General features: G+C 63.9%; 21 protein-coding genes. 7 read left to right on the top strand and 14 right to left on the bottom strand.

All coding sequences use genetic code 11. The features are described 5' to 3' along the window. Positions 1-54: 54 nt before the first annotated feature. From A3AI_RS45760 to A3AI_RS0111290, 9 genes are all read right to left on the bottom strand, one after another. Positions 55-2,928: a GMC oxidoreductase gene (locus tag A3AI_RS45760; protein WP_024515683.1), complete on the bottom strand. Its 2,874-nt coding sequence runs from the start codon at positions 2,926-2,928 to the stop codon at positions 55-57. Next, entirely contained in the window at positions 2,925-4,475 is a 1,551-nt protein-coding gene (locus A3AI_RS0111330) for a patatin-like phospholipase family protein (RefSeq protein WP_024515682.1), read from the bottom strand. Before A3AI_RS0111330 ends, A3AI_RS45760 begins: the two co-directional genes overlap by 4 nt. After that, the gene (locus A3AI_RS47445) at positions 4,468-4,611 is read right to left on the bottom strand and encodes a hypothetical protein (RefSeq protein WP_156927732.1); all 144 of its coding nucleotides are present in this window, start codon (positions 4,609-4,611) and stop codon (positions 4,468-4,470) included. The genes A3AI_RS0111330 and A3AI_RS47445 overlap by 8 nt, the downstream gene beginning before the upstream one ends. After that, positions 4,608-4,985, bottom strand: coding sequence for a hypothetical protein (locus A3AI_RS0111320; protein WP_024515681.1), 378 nt, complete (start codon positions 4,983-4,985; stop codon positions 4,608-4,610). Before A3AI_RS0111320 ends, A3AI_RS47445 begins: the two co-directional genes overlap by 4 nt. Next, on the bottom strand, positions 4,982-5,461 hold the full coding sequence (locus tag A3AI_RS0111315) for a hypothetical protein (RefSeq protein ID WP_024515680.1): 480 nt from the start codon (positions 5,459-5,461) through the stop codon (positions 4,982-4,984). Before A3AI_RS0111315 ends, A3AI_RS0111320 begins: the two co-directional genes overlap by 4 nt. Positions 5,462-5,463: 2 nt before the next feature. Continuing rightward, positions 5,464-6,354, bottom strand: a complete 891-nt coding sequence (locus A3AI_RS0111310; RefSeq protein WP_024515679.1) for an acetoacetate decarboxylase family protein — start codon at positions 6,352-6,354, stop codon at positions 5,464-5,466. A 25-nt stretch (positions 6,355-6,379) separates the two neighbouring features. Then, complete coding sequence (locus tag A3AI_RS0111305) at positions 6,380-7,411, bottom strand: alpha/beta fold hydrolase (RefSeq protein WP_024515678.1); 1,032 nt, start codon at positions 7,409-7,411, stop codon at positions 6,380-6,382. A 73-nt stretch (positions 7,412-7,484) separates the two neighbouring features. Further along, entirely contained in the window at positions 7,485-7,916 is a 432-nt protein-coding gene (locus tag A3AI_RS0111300) for a hypothetical protein (RefSeq protein ID WP_024515677.1), read from the bottom strand. A 752-nt stretch (positions 7,917-8,668) separates the two neighbouring features. Beyond that, positions 8,669-9,226 (bottom strand): HNH endonuclease, encoded by a 558-nt coding sequence (locus A3AI_RS0111290; RefSeq protein ID WP_024515675.1) that lies wholly within the window; start codon positions 9,224-9,226, stop codon positions 8,669-8,671. 170 nt (positions 9,227-9,396) lie between these two features. On the opposite strand from A3AI_RS0111290, the gene A3AI_RS0111285 reads away from it, so the two are divergent. Then, positions 9,397-10,374, top strand: a complete 978-nt coding sequence (locus A3AI_RS0111285; protein WP_024515674.1) for a tripartite tricarboxylate transporter substrate-binding protein — start codon at positions 9,397-9,399, stop codon at positions 10,372-10,374. Positions 10,375-10,413: 39 nt separating this feature from the next. On the opposite strand, the gene A3AI_RS0111280 is transcribed toward A3AI_RS0111285, so the two are convergent. Next, positions 10,414-11,391, bottom strand: coding sequence for a peptidyl-alpha-hydroxyglycine alpha-amidating lyase family protein (locus A3AI_RS0111280; RefSeq protein WP_024515673.1), 978 nt, complete (start codon positions 11,389-11,391; stop codon positions 10,414-10,416). A 118-nt stretch (positions 11,392-11,509) separates the two neighbouring features. Further along, the gene (locus A3AI_RS42560; RefSeq protein WP_036048064.1) at positions 11,510-13,261 is read right to left on the bottom strand and encodes a flavin-containing monooxygenase; all 1,752 of its coding nucleotides are present in this window, start codon (positions 13,259-13,261) and stop codon (positions 11,510-11,512) included. 317 nt (positions 13,262-13,578) lie between these two features. On the opposite strand from A3AI_RS42560, the gene A3AI_RS47440 reads away from it, so the two are divergent. After that, complete coding sequence (locus tag A3AI_RS47440; RefSeq protein ID WP_156927731.1) at positions 13,579-14,250, top strand: hypothetical protein; 672 nt, start codon at positions 13,579-13,581, stop codon at positions 14,248-14,250. Between the two features lie 17 nt (positions 14,251-14,267). Here the strand turns inward: A3AI_RS47440 and A3AI_RS0111255 are convergent, their stop codons facing one another. After that, positions 14,268-15,359, bottom strand: coding sequence for a DUF2855 family protein (locus A3AI_RS0111255; RefSeq protein ID WP_024515671.1), 1,092 nt, complete (start codon positions 15,357-15,359; stop codon positions 14,268-14,270). A gap of 3 nt (positions 15,360-15,362) precedes the next feature. Continuing rightward, positions 15,363-16,103 (bottom strand): DNA-3-methyladenine glycosylase family protein, encoded by a 741-nt coding sequence (locus A3AI_RS0111250; protein WP_024515670.1) that lies wholly within the window; start codon positions 16,101-16,103, stop codon positions 15,363-15,365. 215 nt (positions 16,104-16,318) lie between these two features. On the opposite strand from A3AI_RS0111250, the gene gluQRS reads away from it, so the two are divergent. Beyond that, complete coding sequence (gluQRS, locus tag A3AI_RS0111240; RefSeq protein WP_024515668.1) at positions 16,319-17,203, top strand: tRNA glutamyl-Q(34) synthetase GluQRS; 885 nt, start codon at positions 16,319-16,321, stop codon at positions 17,201-17,203. Between the two features lie 231 nt (positions 17,204-17,434). Next, positions 17,435-18,586 carry an ATP-binding protein gene (locus A3AI_RS0111235; protein ID WP_024515667.1) on the top strand — a complete coding sequence of 384 codons (1,152 nt, stop codon included), beginning with the start codon at positions 17,435-17,437 and terminating at the stop codon, positions 18,584-18,586. Here A3AI_RS0111235 and A3AI_RS0111230 read toward each other — a convergent pair. Beyond that, positions 18,513-19,409 carry a YihY/virulence factor BrkB family protein gene (locus tag A3AI_RS0111230; protein WP_024515666.1) on the bottom strand — a complete coding sequence of 299 codons (897 nt, stop codon included), beginning with the start codon at positions 19,407-19,409 and terminating at the stop codon, positions 18,513-18,515. The genes A3AI_RS0111235 and A3AI_RS0111230 overlap by 74 nt on opposite strands. Positions 19,410-19,544: 135 nt before the next feature. Here A3AI_RS0111230 and A3AI_RS0111225 point away from each other — a divergent pair, with 135 nt between their 5' ends. The 3 genes from A3AI_RS0111225 to A3AI_RS0111215 all read left to right on the top strand — a co-directional run. Further along, positions 19,545-19,739 (top strand): twin transmembrane helix small protein, encoded by a 195-nt coding sequence (locus A3AI_RS0111225; RefSeq protein ID WP_024515665.1) that lies wholly within the window; start codon positions 19,545-19,547, stop codon positions 19,737-19,739. Between the two features lie 45 nt (positions 19,740-19,784). Then, positions 19,785-20,357 (top strand): cob(I)yrinic acid a,c-diamide adenosyltransferase, encoded by a 573-nt coding sequence (locus tag A3AI_RS0111220; RefSeq protein ID WP_024515664.1) that lies wholly within the window; start codon positions 19,785-19,787, stop codon positions 20,355-20,357. 140 nt (positions 20,358-20,497) lie between these two features. Beyond that, positions 20,498-20,767, top strand: a 270-nt coding sequence (locus A3AI_RS0111215; RefSeq protein ID WP_024515663.1) for a hypothetical protein, incomplete at its 3' end; no start/stop codon positions are given.

Here is a 20,767-nt window from a genome sequence, read left to right as displayed (position 1 = left end):
AATCCGCGACCTCCGCCGCCTTGGCCGCGATCCGCGATTGCCTCGTCAGGGATGTCAGGACTGGAGGCTGCCCTGATCGGTCCCGGAGCCGCTGCATTGATCGCGCATTCTCTGCAGCATGCCGTCGGCGTCGACCTTCCAGAACTCGGTGAAGATCACCGTGCCATCGATGTCAACGTATTGCACGGTCACGCAATCGCCCTTTAGCGTCATCTGCGCATAGCCGTTGTAGCCGATCGTCAGATTCTCGTCGTTCGGATAGTGTCGATGGTCGGTGAATTCGACGATGCATTCGCGATGCTTCGGTTTTGCAGGCGGCAGGTCGACCGGCATGCCGCCATGGCCGATGCAGCGACCGAAGGCGCGGATGCCGTCGGGCACTCCGAACTCCTGGTAGACCGCCATGCGATGCTCGTGACCCCAGTACCACAGCACTGGGCGGGAGAAGAACTCGGCGAGTTGCTTCGCCTGCGTCGGATACCAGTAGTCGTAACGCGAATAATACTGATGATGAGTCAGCAGAATGATCCCGCGCGTATCGTCCTTGCGGGGGCACACGACCTCGCGCAGCCACTCGATCTGCTCCGGGCGCAGCGCGCAGGGCGGCGAGCGGAAAAATTCGATGATCGGCCAGTCGATCGAATTGTAACCGGTGTCGAGCGCGATGATGCGCCAATGCTCGTTCTCCAGGCAGAAGAAGCTTGCCTTTTGCCCGCACGGCTTGCCGTACACAGTGAGGCCGAGGTTCGGCAGCATCCGGTCGAAATAGGCGACGCCGCGCGCGTACATTTCATGGTTGCCGTTGAGCGCGAAGCTGCCGATCGAACCTCGCGGCCATGTGCACGGCTCATATTCGTTCCGTGGGTTCTTGATGCCCAGAAAGTTCTCGCCGACCTCCAGGGGGCCGCCGACATAATAGACGTCGCCGAGATGAATCGAGTAGTGCGGATGGTACGCCGTCATCAGATCGGCGATACGATGGGCTTCGTCAGTGCCGGTCGCCCAGTCGCCCGCGAGCACGATCCGCACCTCCGCATCGCCGCCGGCCATCGGATAGACGCCCTTGTCCCCAGCCGAGTTTGCGTAGGTGAGAAACCGGTGGCGCGGTCCAAGGCGCAGCGAGAGATACTGCCAGATCCACGTGAAGACTTGCGTGCTCGCAAAGGCAGCGAGCAGTGGATAGCTGGTCGGGACGAGATTGGCGGTCTTGCGCCGCGGCGCTTTTGGTTGAGCCTGCTTCTGCAGGTAGGACAGCACGGGACTGCGCGGCAGGTCTTGCAGATCCTCCAGGTCCTTGCCGCGGCCGTGGTGCCTGGTCGAGCGTAGCCCGGGCGCGACGCCGGTCTGCTCCTGGAGCAACAGCTCCACTCCGCGCTCGGCGAGCGCCGCGATCGTCTTCGAAGGATTGAGCCCGATCGCCCGCGGCACGATCGAGCCATCGAAGACGTAAAGGCCGGGATGAGCGAACACCTGCCCGGCATGGTCGGTCACGCCGGCCGACGGGCTCGCCGCCATGCCGCAGCCGCCCAGCGGATGCGGGGTCACGAGCTGATGCAGGACCGACCAGGTTAGTGGCACGATCGCCTCGCCGCCGGTCGCAGCCGAGAGCCGCTCATGCATGCCGATCAGGCCGTCGATCGCATCCTTTGATTCGGCAACGTCCCAGTCGAGCGCGAGATAGCGCCGCCACGGCGCATACCAGCGGCGGCCAAGATGGAAGTTTCCGTTCGCGGCATCGACGCCCTGGCCGAACCAGGGCATCACATTGGCGAGCGCGTCCACGGCCGGCATGCTTCGAAGCAGTTGGCGCAGGAACGCGGCGCGCGCGCCGATGCGGCCGACATGCTTGGACTTGGCCTTGATATAGTTGCTCAGCACGTTCGGAAAACCGCCATCCTCAACGAAGAACCGTGCGCCTTTCTCGCTGCCATCGAGAAAGTCGATCGCACATGTGATGGTCGGGCCGATGGTCGGGTCGATCCTGCGGTCGCCGTAAAGCGCCGGGGTGAGGAAGTCGCCGTTGGAACTCCAGCCACGGCCGAGATGCGCGCTCAGATTGGCGAGCGTGCCGTATTGATCGCGCGAGCGCAGCAGGATCTCGGTCGAGCCGAGCGAGCCGGCGGCAAGCACGACCCGCTTGCCGACAACGCTCGCCGGCTCGCGCTGTCCATCGACGAGGCGGTCGTAGTGCACGCGCCAGCCGTCTGCTGCCGGCGACACGTGAGTCACGAGCGAGAGCGGCTGCACGATCGCGCCCGCCCGCTCGGCGTCGGCGATGTAGTTGAGATCGAGCGTGTTCTTTGCCTGGACCTCGCAGCCGATGTCGCAATTGCCGCAGTGAACGCAGGTGCCTTGCGCTTTGCCGAAGCGATTGGTCCATGGCTTCGAATGCTTGGGACTGACGGCGTCGGGCAGGTCATAGGACCATGCGTCGTCGAAGGTGACTGCGAGATCGAGTTTCCGGAAGCGCGCGGCCTCGTCGATCTTGCCGGCCGCCTCGCGCATCAGCTTGAACCGCCGTGTCAGCTGGCCGTCCGGGAGCGGGCGCGAGCCGAGCATGTCGGCGACACGCTCGTAATAGGGCTGCAGCGCATCGTAGCTGATCTGCGATGGCCAGCCGGCCGTGAAGGCGGACGGCTTGGCGTCGATCGAGATATTGGCGTAGATCAACGAGCCGCCGCCGACGCCGGCTCCCTGCGCAACCCACATCTGTCCGAGGAAGCGCATGTCGATCCAGCCATTGAGGCGTTCCGGCGCGTCCTGGTCCCAGATCCAGGCATCGTCGATGTCGCGCGGATACTGATCTGGCGTCCAGCGCCTCCCGCGCTCGAGCACCAGCACGGAGCGGCCCGCATGCGCAAGCCGGCACGCCGCGACCGCGCCGCCAAATCCGCTGCCGATCACGACGACGTCGTAGCCGTGGTTCATGGCCTGGCTCCCGCCTTGGCGGCCGGCCGGCGCAGCACATAGGTGCGCCACAACTCGCGCGTGAAGAATGCCGCAAAGCGCCAGATCGCCCGCCAGCGCTCGATCGGCGTCTCGCAGCCGGTCGCATGCAACGTTCCGAGCAGCGCAAAGAGATCGAACAAATTGAGGCGCAGGATGCCGGCCGCGACCACGGGCCCGGCCGCGTCGCGCTCATGCAGCGTCACGTAGAGTGTCGTGGTCTCGGTCCAGGCGCGCCACGGGGGGCCGATACGGACGTGCTTGCGGCCCGCGAAGTAGTAGGCCTTGCCGTCCCGCTCATAACCGATCTCGTAGACCATCCAGGTCTCTCTGGGGTCCTTGGTCGGCGCGAACAGGCGGAAGACGCCGCTGGTTCCGGGCAGCGTGAAGCCGGCGCGCGGCGCGTACAAATGTCCGGTAAGTTCGCCGGTATGTCTCTTCGTGGCGACGAACTTGTCGATGTCATGGATGTCGATCGAGGCCTTGAGGGTGAACGGGATGGCGGCCGGGTCGTCATAGCCGGCGCGCGGATCGGTGGCGCCGAAGGTCAGCCGCCCGGTCATCGCCTCGCGGAAATTGATGCCGTGGCCCGGCGTCTTCATCTTGGTCGACGTGGGATCGAGCGCGATGCCGGTTGGCGTCATCGCCGCCAGATAGGCGCTCGCGTCGCGATAGCCGGAGTTGACCAGGGTGGGCGTGTCGATATGGCCGGCGAGCAAGTCCGGATCGAGCGGAAGCGGGTAGGCGGGCTTGATGAAGTGGACGACGATCGGGCGGTCGTGGCCGTAGGGGCGCTCGCCGCGCGCGATCTGCGCGTTGAGCGCGGCGATCTCGGCGAATTCGGCATGCAGCGCGCCGAGCGCACTCATCTCGATCATGTGGACATATTGCTCGATCAGGCGCTTCTCGAACCGCGGCGTGTTGCCGATGCACCAGATCACCCAGATCTCGTTGGCGCCGGCGCGCACCGTCGCCATCAGGTTCGAGTCGCGGATCCACACCGCGTCGGTGAAAGTGTGGTGCTCGTAGCGCACGGGCGGCGTCACCAGCGGCAGCGAGATGCCGGCGAGCAGCAGCTCCAGCGACATGCGGCGCTGCGGAATGGGCTGGACGATCTTGTCGTCGAAATCGCAGACGTTGAAGGTCGCCTGCACCGAGCGGGCGTGTCGCACCTTGTCGATGTCGATGCCGAGATGCGGAAACACCTTGCCGTGGATTCCGGAAAAGCCGCCGAAGGCGCCGATCGCCGGGATCTGCAGATAGGCACTCAACGGACGTGGCGAGACGAAATCGGTGACGTCCAGGCTGCGCCAGCGCGCACAGAGGTCGTCCGGCGTAATGCCAGACATCAGAGCCGCGAGATTCATCGTGCCGCCGGAGGCCCCGTCGGCGAAGGAAAAGCGCAGACCGCTGTCGCTCAGCGCCTTCACGGCGCCGGCCTGGTAGGCGACCCGGATCCCTCCGCCCGGTAGGATGAGCGCGCGCCGGTTCGGCGTTTCGGGGGCGATCGCGACGTCGGGCCTAGCCATGCGACATCCTCAGATGCAGTGCGCCGGTGGCAAGCTCCCGGCGAGCGGTGAAGATCCCGGCGGCACCGATTCCGACCAGCATGGCCGAATGGGCGAGCTGGAGAATGGATGCGATCATGGCCACCGCGCGCTTCATTTCGGCATCCGCCGCCAGAACGAGAATGTGAGCACGGCGGTCGCGCCGTCGAAGGCGGCAACCGCATAGGCGAGCGGCGCCAGCAGGCCGCGCAGGACAGCCCAGGCGACCAGCACGCAGGCGGCAGCCTTCTGCACGCCGATCCAGAACGGGATCGCGCCTTCGGTCGAATGCGTAAGCAGGCTCTGCGCGAACATCGCGCCCGTGATGACCATGAACATGCCGACGGTGGCGAAGAAGTGCGCACCGAGGGCCGAATGGTCGCCGGCGATGAAGCTCAGGACCCAGCCAGGCGCCACGAGCTGTGTCAGCCCGGTGAGCACCGTGATGGCGGCGATTGCGACGAGCACGCTGCGGAGCAGGAAATCCTTCATCGATCAGCCCGGGCTTTCAGCGCCAATCGGTAGAACCAGTAGGCCATCGCGGCCCACTGGATGACCCATAATGCGAAGCGCACGCGGTTCAGATTGGCCCATTCATGGAATACGGTCTTGAGCCGCGCCGGATCAGCCACGCCGGCCGCGAGCTCGTTGTTGAGCGGAATGATGACCCACACGGTGAGTGCCGTCGCGGCTATGATGGCGAGCAGCACCACCACCGGGACCCAACGCAGGCCGGACAACCATTCGGTCGCGAGCATGATGGCGCCGCAGATCAGCATCACGATCGTCATGTAGGTGAAGAAATGGGTCGCCGCGGTCACGGGCGCGACGAAGATGAGCTGATAGTTGTCTACGGTGAGTTGCCGCTCGAGCGGAAACTGGAAGAAGACGAGCGAGAAGCCGGTGCCGAGATAGATCGAGCAGCACAGCAGCAGGAGGACGTGATTGAGCAAAAGCGGCCGCGGCATGGTCAGGCCTTGTCGAGCTTGAAATTGGGGTCGCGTTTCGGCGGCGGCAGCCATTGACGGCCGTAGCCGAGCGGGTAGGTCGCATCCAGTCCTTCGCTGATCGGCTTGGCCGGCTCCTCCTCGAGCGTGACGAACCAGCACTCGAAATAATCGTCGAGCAATCCGAGCACCGAGGGGATATGACCCGCGAAGATCGGCCTCGGTTCGACGTCGAGGGCGCGGATCACGTCGGCGCGCGGGTGGCTGCCGAGAACGAGCCGCGCCGCATCCGGCCGCAGCAGGTGAAAGCCGACCTTGCCGTTGAAATAAATCGTCGACTTCATCATCATGTCGCGGAAGACGCAGTAGTTGATGGCGCCCATGTTCAACGGGAGCCAGTACGACGATGGTCTGCGCACGTCGAAGCGCGACACCATTTGGCCGTCGAGATCGTATTGCGCCGAGACCCACTTGGCGCCGGTGACGAAGTCGAGATTCGCCTGATGCTTGGGCATACCCCAGATGCCTTTGCCGCCCTTCACCGAAATCTCGGTCGACACCGGCAGATCGAAGACGTACTGCCCGGTGCCGAAAAATTTCATCAAGAGCCCCGGCAAAAGCCGCGGCGCCGGCCGCGCTCCCTTGGTGCAGGCGATTGCCAGGCTGTATTCGATGTAGGGGCCGATATCGGTCGCGCGATAGTCGATCACGGTGACGATCAACAGACCGCGGTTCCACAGCCGAAACGGATGCACGTCGCCGGGCGGGATCAGCGCCCGCGCCTTGTCCCAGTCGATGGGAAACGCCGCGATGATGGCCGAGGAGTCGCGGGAGTCGACCGGCATGGTGAAGTGGATGCCGTCGACATAGGCGTGACGCCCGCGCAGTCGCTCTTGCCGTCGTGGAGTGGTCATGCCTCGGCTCGCGTTAGGCCCATCGTCAGTTCCTGCGCAATTCGTCGATGATCAGCGGAAAGTTGTCGCGTGCAGCGTTCTTGCCGACGAACACGTCGAGATGTCCGTAGCCGGAGAGCTCGTAGAAGGCGTGCCGCCCCGGCGTGTGGCGGTCGAAGAAGTCGAAGGTGCGCTGCTGGCTCTCCGGCACAAAGCACTGATTGAATTCACCGCCGAGGAAAACGAAACGCGCCTCGGTCTTCGGCGCCTGGGCGTCGAAGACGCGCGGCAGCTCCGGGTATTTGCCGTTCGACACCAGAACGCCCGCCGCGATGCAGTCGTGCATCTCGCGGAAGAACGACATCGGCACATGGGCGAATTCGCCCTTGAGCCATTCGTGGACATCGTCATCGAGGTTCTCATGCCGCCAGAGCGTCGGGAAACCCGCGCCGAATGTGAAGCTCGAATGCTTGCACACCGGGTTGTTGCATTCGTGATGGGTGGCGCGCACAAACCAGTCGATCAGTGTCGGCCAGCCGCGCGGGGCCGAGAGACCCCATTGCGGGTTGAGGTAGGTCATGAAGCGGCCGACGCTGTTGGTGACGTAGCGCGATTTCAGGTAGGCAAGGCGCGGCACGATCGGATGCAGCGCCACAGCGTTGCTCACCACCGTGGTGATCTCCGGCAGCAGGCCGGCGACCGCCGACATCATGAAGCTGGTCGAGCCCTGGCAGTGAATCACCGCCTTCGCGCTCTTGGCGCCGGTGCGATCGAGCACGGTGCGCACGGCCGCCGGGTGGTCGAGCACCGCGGCGTCCTGGAGCGTCCACTCGTTGGGTCGCAGGTCGATGCTGGCGCGCCAGTTCAGCAACCAGACGTCGTAGCCGGCATCGAGCAGGGCATCGACGAAGGTTTCCTCGACCGGCGGAAGGAAGAGGTTGGCGCGAACGCCCGCGCCGTGCAGGACGATGACCGGCTCGCCGTGCCCGGCGCGGCGGCCAGGGAAATGATGCAGATTGAGACGAAAGCCGTCACGAGCGGCGAACTCGATGATCTCCGGCTTTGCGCCATGACGCATAGGGCGGCTCCCTATACCCAAGATTGTATTACAACGAACAAGAAATCAACTCAGTTACTCAAACGAAAGCTACTTAAGAATGCAGCCGCTCGCTGATCATCCCCTTCGTGTTCAGCTCGCGCGTCGCGCCGATCAGCCCCAGCTCAGCCTGCCGCATGCGCGCGGCCTTGAAGCCGAAATTGTCGCGGCCGTATGGCATTCCGAACATCGCATCGAACTGGCCGGTCCGGCGCAGGCTGTGTCGCAGCGCGGTGCGATTGCCCGGCAGCGTGTCCAGCATGATGATGTTGAAATGCGATGTGGTGGTGGTTTCCTGGCACGGTGTTGGTCCGAGATCGCTGCAAAAGAGCGCATATGCGTCAGTGCTGCTGCCGCGCACCAGCACCGTATATTGGTCGTCGAGGTCCTGTATGACGCCGCCACCGGTGTCCGGCAGGATGAATGGAATGTCGGCCGCATTGACCGACTGCAGCCAGCTGGGCGTAAACTGAAGCGGAGGACCCATGTTGCCGCCAACATCCGCAATACCTTTGCCGCGGGTAGAGGGCCGCAGGCAAAAATGACAACCAAAGAGGGTAACGTAGCACGTCTCTGAAAGAACTCAACCTCGCCGTGTGGTGCTCGACGGCGGTTCTCCCCACAATAGTGTCCGGTCCGCGCCTCGCGTTGACCTGTTCGTCGAGGCAGCTTCTGATTCCAAAAAGGGCCCGGACACAGTAACGCCGGCAAACCTCAATATCAGTGAACGTCGTCGCCCCGGTCGAAATCACCGACCGGACCGGCCGGCGCTGTAATTCGCCTGGGCGTAAATGACGGCGGTGGCATCCGCATCGACGCCGATGTAGCGATGCGTCAACCGGTGATGCGCCGTCGGAGCGCGATGCCAGCCAGCGGGGATGTCGCAAGGGAAGATCGCCGGCCGCCCAGGCATCGCATCCGGCGTGCAGCAATTCGGCAACCAGGCCCGCATCGCGGGCGCCCACGTGCAAGATACGGGACGGCCCAAATACCTCGACGCAGCGCCGCGCGATGTGAAGACTCATCAGAGTTCATGTCCTTGAACCAGCCCGCGAAATTCTCATCAGATAAACGGACGGCGGACAGGAATCAGGCGGCACTGCGAGCCGTGCGGTGTGCAGCGGGTTATCGACGCGAATTGCGGGATCGGCAAAGACCGCAACTCCGGGCGCGGCAGTTTCATGCAATCGTGCTGGCAAGCGGTGGCTTGAAAAAGCACGCAGGACGTCCCGAGATCCATTACGGATCCAGCTCCGTATCCCAGTAGAGATAGTCAAGCCAGCTGTCGTGCAGGTAGTTCGGCGGGAACATGCGGCCGTTGCGGTGCAGCTGGTGGACGGTCGGCGCGTAGGGCGTTTGCCGTGGAAACATCTTGGCTTGGTGCGGCGACATGTTGCCCTTGCGCAGGTTACAGGGCGAGCACGCCGCCACCACATTTTCCCATGTCGTCTGGCCGCCCTTGGAGCGGGGGACGATGTGGTCGAAGGTCAAGTCGTCAGGCGAGCCGCAATATTGGCAATGGAAGCGGTCGCGCAGGAAGACGTTGAACCGGGTGAACGCCGGGTGCGTGGTCGGCTTGACGAAGGATTTGAGCGACACGACGCTCGGCAGCTGCATTTCGAAGGTCGGACTACGCACCGCTTTCTCGTAATGCGCGACGATATTCACGCGATCGAGAAACACCGCCTTGATCGCGTCCTGCCAGGACCAAAGCGACAGCGGATAGTAACTCAGCGGCCGGAAGTCGGCGTTCAACACCAGCACCGGCCAACCGCCTTGCGAGACATGTGCGTTCAAATAACGCTCCTGACCCCCGAAGATCGGCTGCGAAGCAGCATGTATTGACATACTACAGGCAGCGTGACGGGATTGTGAAGAGCTTAGAACAACTTATCCCGCAGGCACGATCTGCACGGCTGCCATAGCGGGGACCGGAAAAACCGGCGAATCAAGGGGAGGGGAGGCCTATGCGCAAGGCTTTTGCGGCGGTGGTTGCGGCCTGTCTCGCACTTCTCGGTAACAAAGCACTCACCGCGGAAAACTATCCGACGCACGCACTTACTATGATCGTGCCATTTCCGGCGGGCGGCGCTACGGACACGCTCGCCCGCCATCTTGGCGAGCGAATGCGGCCGATTCTCGGCCAGTCGGTCATCATCGAGAATGTGGCGGGCGCGGCCGGCACGATCGGAGTGACCCGCGCGGTCCGTTCAGCCGCCGACGGCTACACCCTCAGCGTAGGAACCTCGACCACGCATATGCTGACCGGCGGTCTTTATACGCTGCCGTTCGATCTGATGGTTGATCTCGAGCCCGTGATCCTGATCGGCAGCGAGCCGCTTCTGATTGTCGGTCGCAAGGGCCTGCCGGCGGACGATCTGAAGGGGCTGATCGCCTGGCTCAAGGCCAATCCCGACAAGGCAAGCGTCGGCATCGCCGGCGTCGGTGCCACCGGCCATCTCGCCGGCATCTCCTTCCAGAAATTGACCGGGACAAAATTCCAGTTCGTGCCCTATCGCGGCAACGGGCCCGCGATGCAGGACCTGCTCTCAGAGCAGATCGATTTCATGATCGAGCCTGCCTCGAACTTCAAGGCGCTGCTGGAAGCGGGCAGCATCAAGCCGTTCGCGATCACCGGCAAGGCTCGGCTGCCTTCGCGGCCGACGATTCCGACCGCGGATGAAGCCGGGTTGCCAGGGTTCTTCGCATCCCTCTGGTACGGGCTGTGGGTGCCTAAGGGGACATCGAAGGATATCGTCGCGATGCTGAACGCCACGATGTCGCGCCTGCTTGCCGATCCGCAAGCCAAGCAGCGCTTTGCCGAGCTCGGCATCCAGATTTCCGCGCTCGACCAGCAGGCGCCGGAAGCGCTGCGTGCGTATCAGAAGGCCGAAGCGGCGCGCTGGTGGCCGATCATCAAGGCCGCGCATATCAAGGGGGAGTGACGGAGCAAGTTGTCACGCCCCGCTCCTCGCAATGACCGGCTACGCGGAAATCCGCTCCAGCTTCTGCAAGCACCGCGCCCGCCTGACCTCCGCCGGCATCGGCTCGTCCGGAAAGCTCGTCTTCCAGTCGGTGACACCGACCTCGCCAACATAGATGTCGCCGCGCGAGTCCAGAGCGAGGCCGTGTGGCGCGAGGAACTTGCCGGCTTCGATACCTGGTCCCTTCTCGCCGCCGAGCCGCGCGATGCGCGCGCCCCTTGCATCGACGAGCGTAAGCCGCGGGCCGAGATTGGGCACCTTGCGATTGACCGCCATGCCCGGGCCGAGCTCGCCAATGAGAAACGTAGGCTGCTTGCCACCGCCACAGCAGCACAGCGCGCAGGGGCGATGCAGATTGTTCCACTGCGTCTCATACCTGCCGTTGCCGTCGAACACCTGCACGCGATGGTTCTCGCGGTCGGCGACGTAGACATAGCCATCGGCGTCGGTCGCGATGTTGTGCACGATGTTGAACTGGCCGGGATCGGAGCCCGGCTCGCCCCAGCTCTTGATCAGCCTGCCGTCGGGAGTGAACTTGTGCACGCGGGCATTGCCATAGCCGTCCGAGACATAGATCTCGCCCTTCGGCGACAGCGCGGTGTGGGTACAGCGGTGGAACGGCTCGCCGCTCATGAACGGCGCGGGCTTTTCGGGGATACCGATCGTGAGCAGCACCTTGCCGTCAGGCGTGCATTTGCGCACGGTGTGGTCGCCGTCGTCGGTGCAATAGAGATTGTCGTCGGCATCGAGATGCAGGCCGTGGGCGCGGGAGAACAAGCCTTCGCCCCAGCTGCGCAAGAAATTGCCGTCGCGGTCGAGCACGATCATCGGATGGGCGCCGCGGTTGAAGACATAGACGCGGTCCTTGCTGTCGACAGCGACAGAAGCGACATCCGTGAGCTCCCAGCCGTCGGGCAATTTTGCCCAGCCTTCGACGACGCGATAGCGGTGCTCGCCCGAGCCGAGAATGGTGGGCATATTGTCTCTCCCTTTCATTGTCATTCCGGGGCTCGCGCAGCAGCGAACCCGGCATCCAGAAGTTGCGGTGCGAGAGTCCGGGTTCGCCCTGGCGCGCGCTCCGGAATGAGAGAGGTAGCTACAGCAGCCCTTCCTCGATCGCCTTGATCTGCAGCGCGAGATATCTCGAATTGATCCGGCACTGCGCGAGGCTGCCAGCGATGAAATAGAGACCGGCCTGTGGCGTGCGCACATACATGTTGCGCAGTTCCTGGCCATCGCCAAAGCCCCAGATCGGACCGACACGGGACGCGACACCCTCGCCGAACAGTTTCCGCACCAGGAACTCCTGGCCCTTGTAGCCGGTCGAGAGCACGACCAGATCGGCAGGCACCATCGTGCGATTCTTCAGCCCGGCGCCTTCGGCGACGAAACCGTCGATCTCTGCGAACTGCAGAAGCTTGATCGCGCCTGAGGCGACGATATCGGAGCAGCCGACATTGAAATAATAGCCGCCGCCGCGGGTGAGATATTTGAACTGCCATCCGGTGCCGTCCTCGCCGAAGTCGAGCTTGAAGCCGATTGCGGCCAGTTTCCCGAGCAGCTCGGCATCGAGCTTTTTCGATTGCTCGGTCAACATCTGGTGGCTGCGGCGCGCCAGCGTCAGCGGCATCGACGTCGCGATCAGGTCGTTGTCCTCGAGTGTTCCTTCGTTGTAGGCGGCATAGGCGAGCTGCGCGGAGGGCTCGATATTGGTGATCAGCGTTGAGCTTCGCTGCACCAGAGTGACGCCGGCGCCTGAGGAATAAAGGTCCTGCGCGATGTCGTGGCCGCTGTTGCCAGTGCCGATCACGATGGCGCGCTTGCCCTTCCAGTCCTCGCCGTCCTCATAGCGGCTGGAATGCACGACGCGGCCCGCGAAGTTCTTCAGGCCCGGAATATCCGGAATATTGGGAATGCCGGAGACCCCGGTCGCCATCACGATGTGGCGCGGCCGCATCGTTCGAGCCGTGCCGTCGGCGCGGCGCAGGGTGACGGACCACCGTCCGTCCGCGCGGTCGTAAGCCCCGCCCTCGAATTCGATGCCGGTCCAGTAATTGAGCTCCATGGCATCGACATAGGCTTCGAACCAGTTGGCGAGCTTGTCCTTGGGGATATAGGTCGGCCAGTTCGGCGGGAACGGCATGTAGGGCAGGTGATTGACCTGCACCTGGTTGTGCAAGGTGAGCGCGTGATAGCGCTTGCGCCAGTTGTCGCCGATCCGTGAGCCCCGGTCGACGATCAGCGTATCGACCTTGAGCTGCTTCAGCCGTGCGGCGATCGCAAGCCCCGCCTGGCCGCCGCCGACCACAAGCACAACCGGATCGCGGTCCGCATAGGCCGTGGAGGCCTGCCGCTGGTCGAGCCAGTTCGGCCCGCGAAAATCGCGCGAATAGGCCTGCCCGCGCGGCCGCGTCCGGTCGAGCGCTTCCTCGAAACCTTTCAATTCCTCGAGCGCCGTGAGCAGCGTCCATGCCTTCAGCCGATTGCCGTCGCGCTCATCCGGAATAAGGCGCACGATGCCACAGCCACGGCCGAGTTTTGTCTCGAACCTGAAAATCGCTTCGATGCTGTTGGTGCCGGCGCGCGTCACCCAGCGGGGCGCGGCGCGGTCGGGATCAAGCTGCAGCTTCTGCAAGGCGGCTTGCTGCGCGAGACGTTTCAGCTCGGCCAGGATGGCGGGTGCCCCGTTGATGGTCTGGAACGTCCAGCTCAACGCCAGCACGTCGCGCCAATAGCTGTCGGCGTGGAACAGTTGGTCCAGTGCGCTATCTTCCGCGGCAAGCGCAGTCTCGAAGGCGAGAAGCCAGTCCCGTGCGGCGAGGGCAATGTCGTCGGTCTTGTCCAGCATCTGAAGCGTTTCCTGACGGCCGTCTTGCTGAGCCTCTTGTCAGTAACGCTATACGGTTTGCGCGCCGTTCAAAAGCGCCTCACTCAAGAAGCGAGAGCATATGGCCCTGATCCGGCGGAATACGTCCGGCGGGAGGATCGAGATGAACCCGCCTGCGGCCCGCACCCCTCGACCATCGTCAGCTACTTTTTCCAAGTTCGGCGCGAAACCTGCAGCGGGTCTTACAATCGCCCCATGGCCGCTCCGCTCCAGCCTCGCTTCTGTCAAACCGTGATTGTCACGTCGGCAATCAAAAGCAACTGACAGCGGAGGCACCGATGGTTTACTCGCAAAGCCCACCACTTGCGGAGAAGGATCTGAATCTTGAAGGCCTTCTGCTTGATGGGCGTGCGCGCGACCTCGATGCTCGATCCGAGCGGCGCATTGAGATACCGCCCAACAAGCCGTCGATCCGTTCTTCCCATTCCTCCGCCCGCAAGGATCGTGAGGTGGTTCATGACCGCCCGTCTGTCGGCAGGCGACTATTTCGTACAGTTACCCGTTTTTTTATTGCAATTCTGATCGGCGTCGGCATCACGCTGGCCTGGCAATCCTACGGCGATGTGGCGAGACAGATATTGGCCGTCCAAGCTCCTGGGCTTGCCGAGTTGTTACCCGTTTCGACCAAGTCGCCACTTGTCCCTGCTCCTTCGGCAGACCCGATGCAGCAACTGGCGCCCTTGGTGTCCAATCTCGATGCGCTACGGCGTAACCTGGAGCAACTCGCTGCCAAGCAAGAACAGATGGCCCAGAACATTGCGGCGCTGCAGGCTGTCGATGAGGAGATCAAACAAAAGATCTCATCCTCACCCCCGATGCAGCAGCCGGCTTCCATCACACAGCCCAAACCTGTGCAGCCCAGAGCGGAATCACCCGCTCCACAGTCAGCGCCGGCGCCTCGGCGGCCGCCTCTCGCTGCGCCGCCACCCGTTGCGTCGCCCTCACGCTGAGGAAGAATGCTGATTTATCATCCTTCATGAAGCGAGAGCATATGGCCTTGATCCGGCGGAATACGTCCTGAGAGGGTATCGAGATAAACTTGCTGCACGGCGCCAAGCCCGTGACCTTCCACGATCGTGAGCCACTTCTCCAGGTTCGGCGCGAAACCTGTCCAGGCCGCGCTGAACCGCTTCTCGATCCCGCCGGGCCCCCATTCCTTGGCCCGCCTGCGGATCTGGTCGGGGGCGAAGAACCAGGTCGGCTTGGCCCCGGGCAATGGCGGCTCATCCGGTGCGCTGGCGCGATGAGTGAGGCCGATGCGGCCGGAGTATTTCATTTGGTCGCCGAAATGATGGTGCAGCCGCGCGCGGAGCTCGCTGTTCCCCGCCATGTCGACGAAGGCAACCGGCACGTCGTTCGGTAGCGCGCTCACGCGGTCATAGGTGATGACCTCGTGATAGCAGCCGAGCGAAGCCACATAATCGGCGTTGGCCGCTGACGTCAGCCCGATCACGCGGATGCCGCCTCGGCTGTGCAACAGATGCGCAAGGCCGAAGGCGGTCTTGCTGGAAGCGGAGGACAGCACGACGCTGCGCGACCCGAAGAATTCATTCTCGGCAAGGAAATCGTCGACCAGGAACGACAGCATGAACAGCGGGCGCAGCAGCGCCTGCTCATCGCCCTGCCGCCCGGCGTAAGCGGCATCGGCCGATACGCGCGCATAGGCGTTGTAGACCGGTGCGACGCCCTGTCGGTGCGGCGCCGCGTCGCGCAGGCCGCGCTTCGAGACATCGGCCGCCTCGATCACCAGATGCGTCGCCATCGGGAAATAGCCGAACAGGCGCTCGCCCACGGAGACCATCGGATGCCGCGAGGCGATCACCTCGCCAAAACCCCAGACCGGGATGTTGCCGAACCCGTTGGGTGCCGGAAACAGGCTCCAATATCGCAGCTGATCGCCGAGTACGGCATAGGTGATGTTGTTGGCGGTGAAGGCGAAGCGGTCGACCTTCACCAACAGCGCCTCATCCGGCAGGCGCGAGGTATCCGGCAGGTCCGTCTCGATGATCTTGCCTTGCTTGAGATCGTCACGCGCAACCACGAAGGCGGTGCAGTTCATGGCTCATGATCCCGGCTGTTTGCGTGCCGTGATCTTTGCTTTGGTTGGGGTGCGCTTGGCAACGCCAACATTGTTTGAAACTGCGTTCTGCTGCGCTTCGCCCGCGATGACGCCTTCGCGCTTCTTCATCACGCGATAATAGCTCCACCACAGATGCGCCGCGGCGCCGCGCAGCGGACGCCAGGGTTCGGCGAGCGGCGCCATCTGCTTTTCGGTCGGGCGCGCTTTCAGGCCGAGGCCGATCCGCATCCCCTCCTGCACGGCGATGTCGCCGGCCGGCCAGGCATCGGCGTGGCCGAGACAAAACAGCAGATAGACGTCGGCGGTCCACGGACCGATGCCGGGCAGGGCGATCAACGTGTGATGAGCGGCATCGGCGTCCTCCTCGGCAAGCACGTCGAGGTTCAGTCGCTCCTCGGCAAGCTCGCGCGCAATGTGCTTCAGCGTCTTGATCTTGGCGGCCGAAAGGCCGAGCCGCCCCAGCCGATCGGCACGCGCACGCCGTAGCGTCTCGTGGTGAAACGGATCGAACGCAGCCGACAGCCGTCCCCAGATCGCCGCAGCACTCGCGGTCGAGAGCTGCTGGCCGCAGACGATGTGGGCCAGCCCGACAAAGCCCGGCTCGCGCCGGCGCAAGGCCGGCATGCCGGTGATCTCGAAGATGGGTTTCAAGCGCGGGTCCTGCTTGAGCAGGGTTCCGATGGCATCCTCGAGGTCGGCTTGGGTGTGGAGGTGGATGGTCATGATCGTTGAGCCAAGGCTCTATCCTATCGTCATGGCCAAGCTTGGGCCGGCCATCCACGTCTGTCTTGCAGAGCGAATAGAAATCTCACTTATAGCAGAGAGCACGAGGTCGGGTCAGTTTGGAGCCAAGATTTGGAGCCAAGACATGGGTGCATTGTGGTCGAAAGACGGGGATGCCCGGTTCAAGCCCGGGCATGACGGAGCCTGTTGAAGCAATGCCACCCGTTTTCCGATTTGCCCCGAGCCCGAACGGCTACCTTCATCTCGGCCATGCCTATTCGGCGCTGTTGAACGCCGATCTGGCGCAGCGGAGCGACGGGCAGATGTTGCTGCGGATCGAGGATATCGATCCCGCGCGCTGTCGTCCGGAGTTCGAGGCGGCGATCTATCAGGATCTCGGCTGGCTTGGCATCATCTGGCAACAGCCGGTGCGGCGGCAGTCCGAGCACCTCGCCGATTATCGCGCCGCGCTGGACAGGCTGAGGGGTCTCGGCCTCGTCTATCCGAGTTTCGAAAGCCGAGCCGAGATCGCGAAGCTGGTGGCGGAGCGCGAGGCGGATGGCGCGTGGCCGCGCGATCCCGACGGCGCGCCGCTCTACCCCGGCACCGCGAAGCAGTTGCCCGAGAGCGAGCGCACGCGGCTGACCGGGCAAGGCGTGCCTTATGCCTTGCGGCTCGACATGGCGGCAGCGGTCGCGCGGGCCGGCGAGTTGGCCTGGACCGAACAGGGCGAAGGTCCGCTCAGCGAGCGCGGCCGGATCCATGCAAGACCGGAGGCCTGGGGCGACGTCATCCTGGCGCGCAAGGAGACGCCGACCAGCTACCATTTGTCGGTCGTAATCGACGACGCCCTGCAGGGTGTGAGCGAGGTGGTCCGCGGCCACGACCTGTTCCACGCAACCAGCGTGCATGTCCTGCTGCAGCACCTGCTTGGCCTGCGACAGCCTGTATATCGACATCACCGGCTGATTGCGGATGATGCCGGGCACAAGCTGTCCAAATCGACCCGGGCAACCGGCTTGCGTGAATTGCGCGCGGCAGGCGTCACGCCGGCCGACATTCGCCGCCGCGTTGGTCTCTCCCAGGATAGATTGTCCTGAAACGTGACAGAATCGCCGCAAAGGTAGCCGTGACTCCCATGGCCCCGGCGTGCCATGGTTGTGATGGCAGGGTGAACGGGCATCATGGTGGCAAAATCGCGCGTAAAGCGTAAGAAAGGGCGGTCGGCCAGGCAGCGTTCTCCCGCGCGCACGCACCAGCAGCGCATCAAGCCGGATCAAAAGCTCAAGTCCAAGTCCAGAGCCAAGCCAAAGCCGGGATCGTCGTCCAGCATGGTCGAGACGGCGCTTGCCGCCTTTGCCCATGAGGTGCGCACGCCGCTGACCGGCATCCTGGCCATCAGCGACCTGCTTGCGACGTCCGATCTCGGCGAGCGCGAGCGGCGCTGGGTCGACACCATCAAGGCGGGCGCCGAGCATCTCTCCGCGCTTGCAACCGTGTTCGTCGATGCCGCCAAGCCCGACAGGGCCAGGGGTCTCATCCGCGACGATTTGTTCGACGTGCGCGCACTGGCGCGCGCCGCCGGCGACTCGCTTGCCGGCCGCGCCGCCGCCAAGGGGCTCGCTTGCGAGGTCGATATCGCCGACAGCGTTCCCTCCCTTGTGACAGGCGATCCGATCAGGCTTCGCGCCGGGCTGGAAAACCTGATCGACAATGCGGTGAAATTCACCGAGCAGGGCGGCGTGTCGCTTCAGGTCAGCGCGTCGCGGCGCGCCAGGGAAAAGGCGGCCGAGGGCGGGACAACCCGGACGAGCGTCGCCTTCGCAGTTTCCGACAGCGGCATCGGCCTGACCTTGCCGGAGGTCAAGCGCCTGTTCCGCCCATTCTCGCAGGCCAATGTCTCCATCGCCTCGCGCTTCGGCGGCGCGGGCCTGGGCCTCTCCTCGGTCAAACAGCTCGCGCGCGCCATGGGCGGCGATGTCACGGTCTCCGAGCCTGCGGGTGGCGGTACGACTTTCCTGCTCACCGTGATGCTCGCGCTCGCGGGGCCGGATGGCGGAGCGATGAAGGGCGGCCCGGGCGAGTCGGTGCGGCAGTCAGTGCGTTCGCTGCGGGTGCTGAGCGTCGAGGACAATCCATTCGGCCGGGTGGTGCTCAACACCATCCTGACCGAGCTCGGGCATCAGGCCGAGTTCATCGGCCGCGGCGAGGATGCGGAGGCGCGGATCGAGCAGGGCGCGTTCGATTGCGTGCTGATGGACATGGTACTGCCGGGCATCGATGGCGTCGAGGCGATCAGGCGGATCCGCAGGCTCGGCCTGCCGCATGGGCGCATTCCCGTCATCGGCGTCTCCGGCCGCGGCGAGGACGAGGCGCCCTCGCGCGCGGCCGGCGCCGACGCCTTCCTGCTCAAGCCTGTTTCTCCGCGGGCTTTAGCGATTGCGCTGCTTGAAGCGACACGCCGTGCGCCAGCTGCGACTTGATGATGGCCGCGTTCAATTCGCCGCCGTAGACGAAGATCGCGGCGATGAAATACAGAAACACGAGCGCGATGATCACCGAAGCGAGCCCCGCATACATGGTGACGTAGTTGTTGGCAAAGCGCGCCAAATATTGGCCGAACACCATGCCCGACACCAGCGAAGCAACAAGCGTGAACACGATGCCGGGCAGGATCTGCAGGAAGCCGCGCCGTCCCGCCGGCAGCCAGGCATGCAGGATGATCAGCGCGATCACCAGCGCGCTGATGGTGACGCCGTAGCGCAAGATATTGAGCAGCTGCTCGTTGCTCTCGACGATCAGCGGAATGTAGTGTCGTGCCGCCTCGATCATGAGCGGCCCCAGCACGATCAAAAATCCCATCGCCAGCGCGGTAAACGCAGCCACCAGCGTGTAGCCGATCGATTCCAGCCGCAGCCAGTACCAGCGCCGCGGCTCGACCACGGCATAGGCGCGGTTGAGCCCCACCCGCAGCGCCTCGACGCCGTTGGAGGCAAAATAGACCGCCAACACCGCACCCACGGTCAGGACATCGCTGCGCGTGGTGGTCAGCACCTCGTGGATCTGGCCGGACAGCGCATCGGCGACCTGGTGCGGCCAGGTCTGCAGCAGCAGTCCGACAGCCTCGTCGGCAAGCTCCTTGGAGCCGAACAGAAAGGCGGCGAGCGAGGTCAGCACGATCAGGAACGGGAACAGCGCCATCAAGGTCGACAGCGCGATGTGGCTCGCAATCGCCCAGCCGTCATCGGCCAGGAAGGTGTAGAAGGCATCCCACAACACTTGGAAGACGTAGCGAAGCTGTCTCACATCGCACCTTGACTGGATGCCCGCGTGAAAAGGCTACCATCTGATATTAAAGGATAAAAGGCGAATGCTGCTGCCGAGGGCCTTGCCTCCACAGGGGCGATGGCGAACGGCCCGGTGGGGTGTTATGTAGCCCTGATGGCTACGTTTCTGAGCAAGTTCATTCTTCCCATTGCAGTCGCGGCGGTTGCGTTCGTCCTGCTGCTAGGTCTTGTCAACATGATGCGGGGCGGCTCGCCCAACACCTCGCAGCGACTGATGCGGCTGCGCGTGCTGTTGCAGTTCGTCGCCATCGTCATCACCATGGTCGCGCTCTGGGCCATGGGACGGTAAGAATCGGGACGCTAAGAATTGGGACGCTGAGAGGGAGCATCGCGCATGGTCGTGCTCAATCGCATCTATACGCGGACGGGGGACGACGGCACCACCGCGCTCGGCAGCGGCGAGCGCCGGCCGAAATATGATCTGCGCGTCGCCGCCTATGGAACCGTGGACGAGACCAACGCGGCCATCGGCGTCGCGCGGCTGCATCTGCAGGAGATGACTGCGCTCGACGCCATGCTGGGCCTGATCCAGAACGATTTGTTCGATCTCGGTGCCGATCTCTCGGTGCCGCAGCGGGAGGGCAAGGCGGAGCGGCTGCGAGTCGTCGCAAGCCAGGTCGAGCGGCTGGAAAAGGACATCGACAGCCTCAATGCCGATCTTGCGCCGCTGACATCCTTCATCCTGCCTGGCGGCACGCCCGGGGCGGCGTATCTGCACCTTGCGCGGACAATATGCCGCCGTGCGGAACGGATGGTGGTGGAACTTGCCAGCCAGCCCGCCGAGCCGGTCAGCGAGGCTGCCATTCAGTATATCAACCGTCTGTCCGATTTCTTGTTTGTCGCGAGCCGCGCGGCCAATCATAATGGAGGCAACGACGTGCTCTGGGTCCCGGGCCAGAACAGGTAAGCCGAAGGGCAACGCCGCCCGGCAAGAATGGCTCGCGAAGCCGATTTTTGGCCCCTGCGCGCGTTGACCCCGATTGGCGGGGGCTTTAGGTTCCGCGCCCGAAAGAGCGAAGCCCACAAATTAGAAGCGAAAGAGGATCGATGAAGGTTCTGGTGCCGGTAAAACGGGTGGTCGACTACAACGTCAAGGTCCGCGTCAAAAGCGACGGAACGGGCGTCGAACTCGCCAACGTCAAGATGTCGATGAATCCCTTCGATGAAATCGCAGTCGAGGAAGCGCTGCGCCTGAAGGAAGCCGGCAAGGCGACCGAGGTCGTGGTGGTTTCGATCGGACCTGCACAGGCGTCTGAAACGATCCGCACGGGGCTCGCGATGGGCGCCGACCGCGGCATCCTGGTCAAGGCCGAAGGC

The sequence above is a fragment of the Bradyrhizobium sp. Tv2a-2 genome (assembly GCF_000472425.1).
Lineage (GTDB): Bacteria > Pseudomonadota > Alphaproteobacteria > Rhizobiales > Xanthobacteraceae > Bradyrhizobium.
This window is presented reverse-complemented; position numbering and strand designations above follow the sequence as displayed.

Coding starts and splice junctions, on each gene's coding strand:
- A3AI_RS45760 (WP_024515683.1), bottom strand. CDS start 2,928: ATGAACCACGGCTACGACGTCGTCGTGATCGGCAGCGGATTTGGCGGC.
- A3AI_RS0111330 (WP_024515682.1), bottom strand. CDS start 4,475: ATGGCTAGGCCCGACGTCGCGATCGCCCCCGAAACGCCGAACCGGCGC.
- A3AI_RS47445 (WP_156927732.1), bottom strand. CDS start 4,611: ATGAAGCGCGCGGTGGCCATGATCGCATCCATTCTCCAGCTCGCCCAT.
- A3AI_RS0111320 (WP_024515681.1), bottom strand. CDS start 4,985: ATGAAGGATTTCCTGCTCCGCAGCGTGCTCGTCGCAATCGCCGCCATC.
- A3AI_RS0111315 (WP_024515680.1), bottom strand. CDS start 5,461: ATGCCGCGGCCGCTTTTGCTCAATCACGTCCTCCTGCTGCTGTGCTGC.
- A3AI_RS0111310 (WP_024515679.1), bottom strand. CDS start 6,354: ATGACCACTCCACGACGGCAAGAGCGACTGCGCGGGCGTCACGCCTAT.
- A3AI_RS0111305 (WP_024515678.1), bottom strand. CDS start 7,411: ATGCGTCATGGCGCAAAGCCGGAGATCATCGAGTTCGCCGCTCGTGAC.
- A3AI_RS0111300 (WP_024515677.1), bottom strand. CDS start 7,916: ATGGGTCCTCCGCTTCAGTTTACGCCCAGCTGGCTGCAGTCGGTCAAT.
- A3AI_RS0111285 (WP_024515674.1), top strand. CDS start 9,397: ATGCGCAAGGCTTTTGCGGCGGTGGTTGCGGCCTGTCTCGCACTTCTC.
- A3AI_RS0111280 (WP_024515673.1), bottom strand. CDS start 11,391: ATGCCCACCATTCTCGGCTCGGGCGAGCACCGCTATCGCGTCGTCGAA.
- A3AI_RS42560 (WP_036048064.1), bottom strand. CDS start 13,261: ATGCTGGACAAGACCGACGACATTGCCCTCGCCGCACGGGACTGGCTT.
- A3AI_RS47440 (WP_156927731.1), top strand. CDS start 13,579: ATGGTTTACTCGCAAAGCCCACCACTTGCGGAGAAGGATCTGAATCTT.
- A3AI_RS0111255 (WP_024515671.1), bottom strand. CDS start 15,359: ATGAACTGCACCGCCTTCGTGGTTGCGCGTGACGATCTCAAGCAAGGC.
- A3AI_RS0111250 (WP_024515670.1), bottom strand. CDS start 16,103: ATGACCATCCACCTCCACACCCAAGCCGACCTCGAGGATGCCATCGGA.
- gluQRS (WP_024515668.1), top strand. CDS start 16,319: ATGCCACCCGTTTTCCGATTTGCCCCGAGCCCGAACGGCTACCTTCAT.
- A3AI_RS0111235 (WP_024515667.1), top strand. CDS start 17,435: ATGGTCGAGACGGCGCTTGCCGCCTTTGCCCATGAGGTGCGCACGCCG.
- A3AI_RS0111225 (WP_024515665.1), top strand. CDS start 19,545: ATGGCTACGTTTCTGAGCAAGTTCATTCTTCCCATTGCAGTCGCGGCG.
- A3AI_RS0111220 (WP_024515664.1), top strand. CDS start 19,785: ATGGTCGTGCTCAATCGCATCTATACGCGGACGGGGGACGACGGCACC.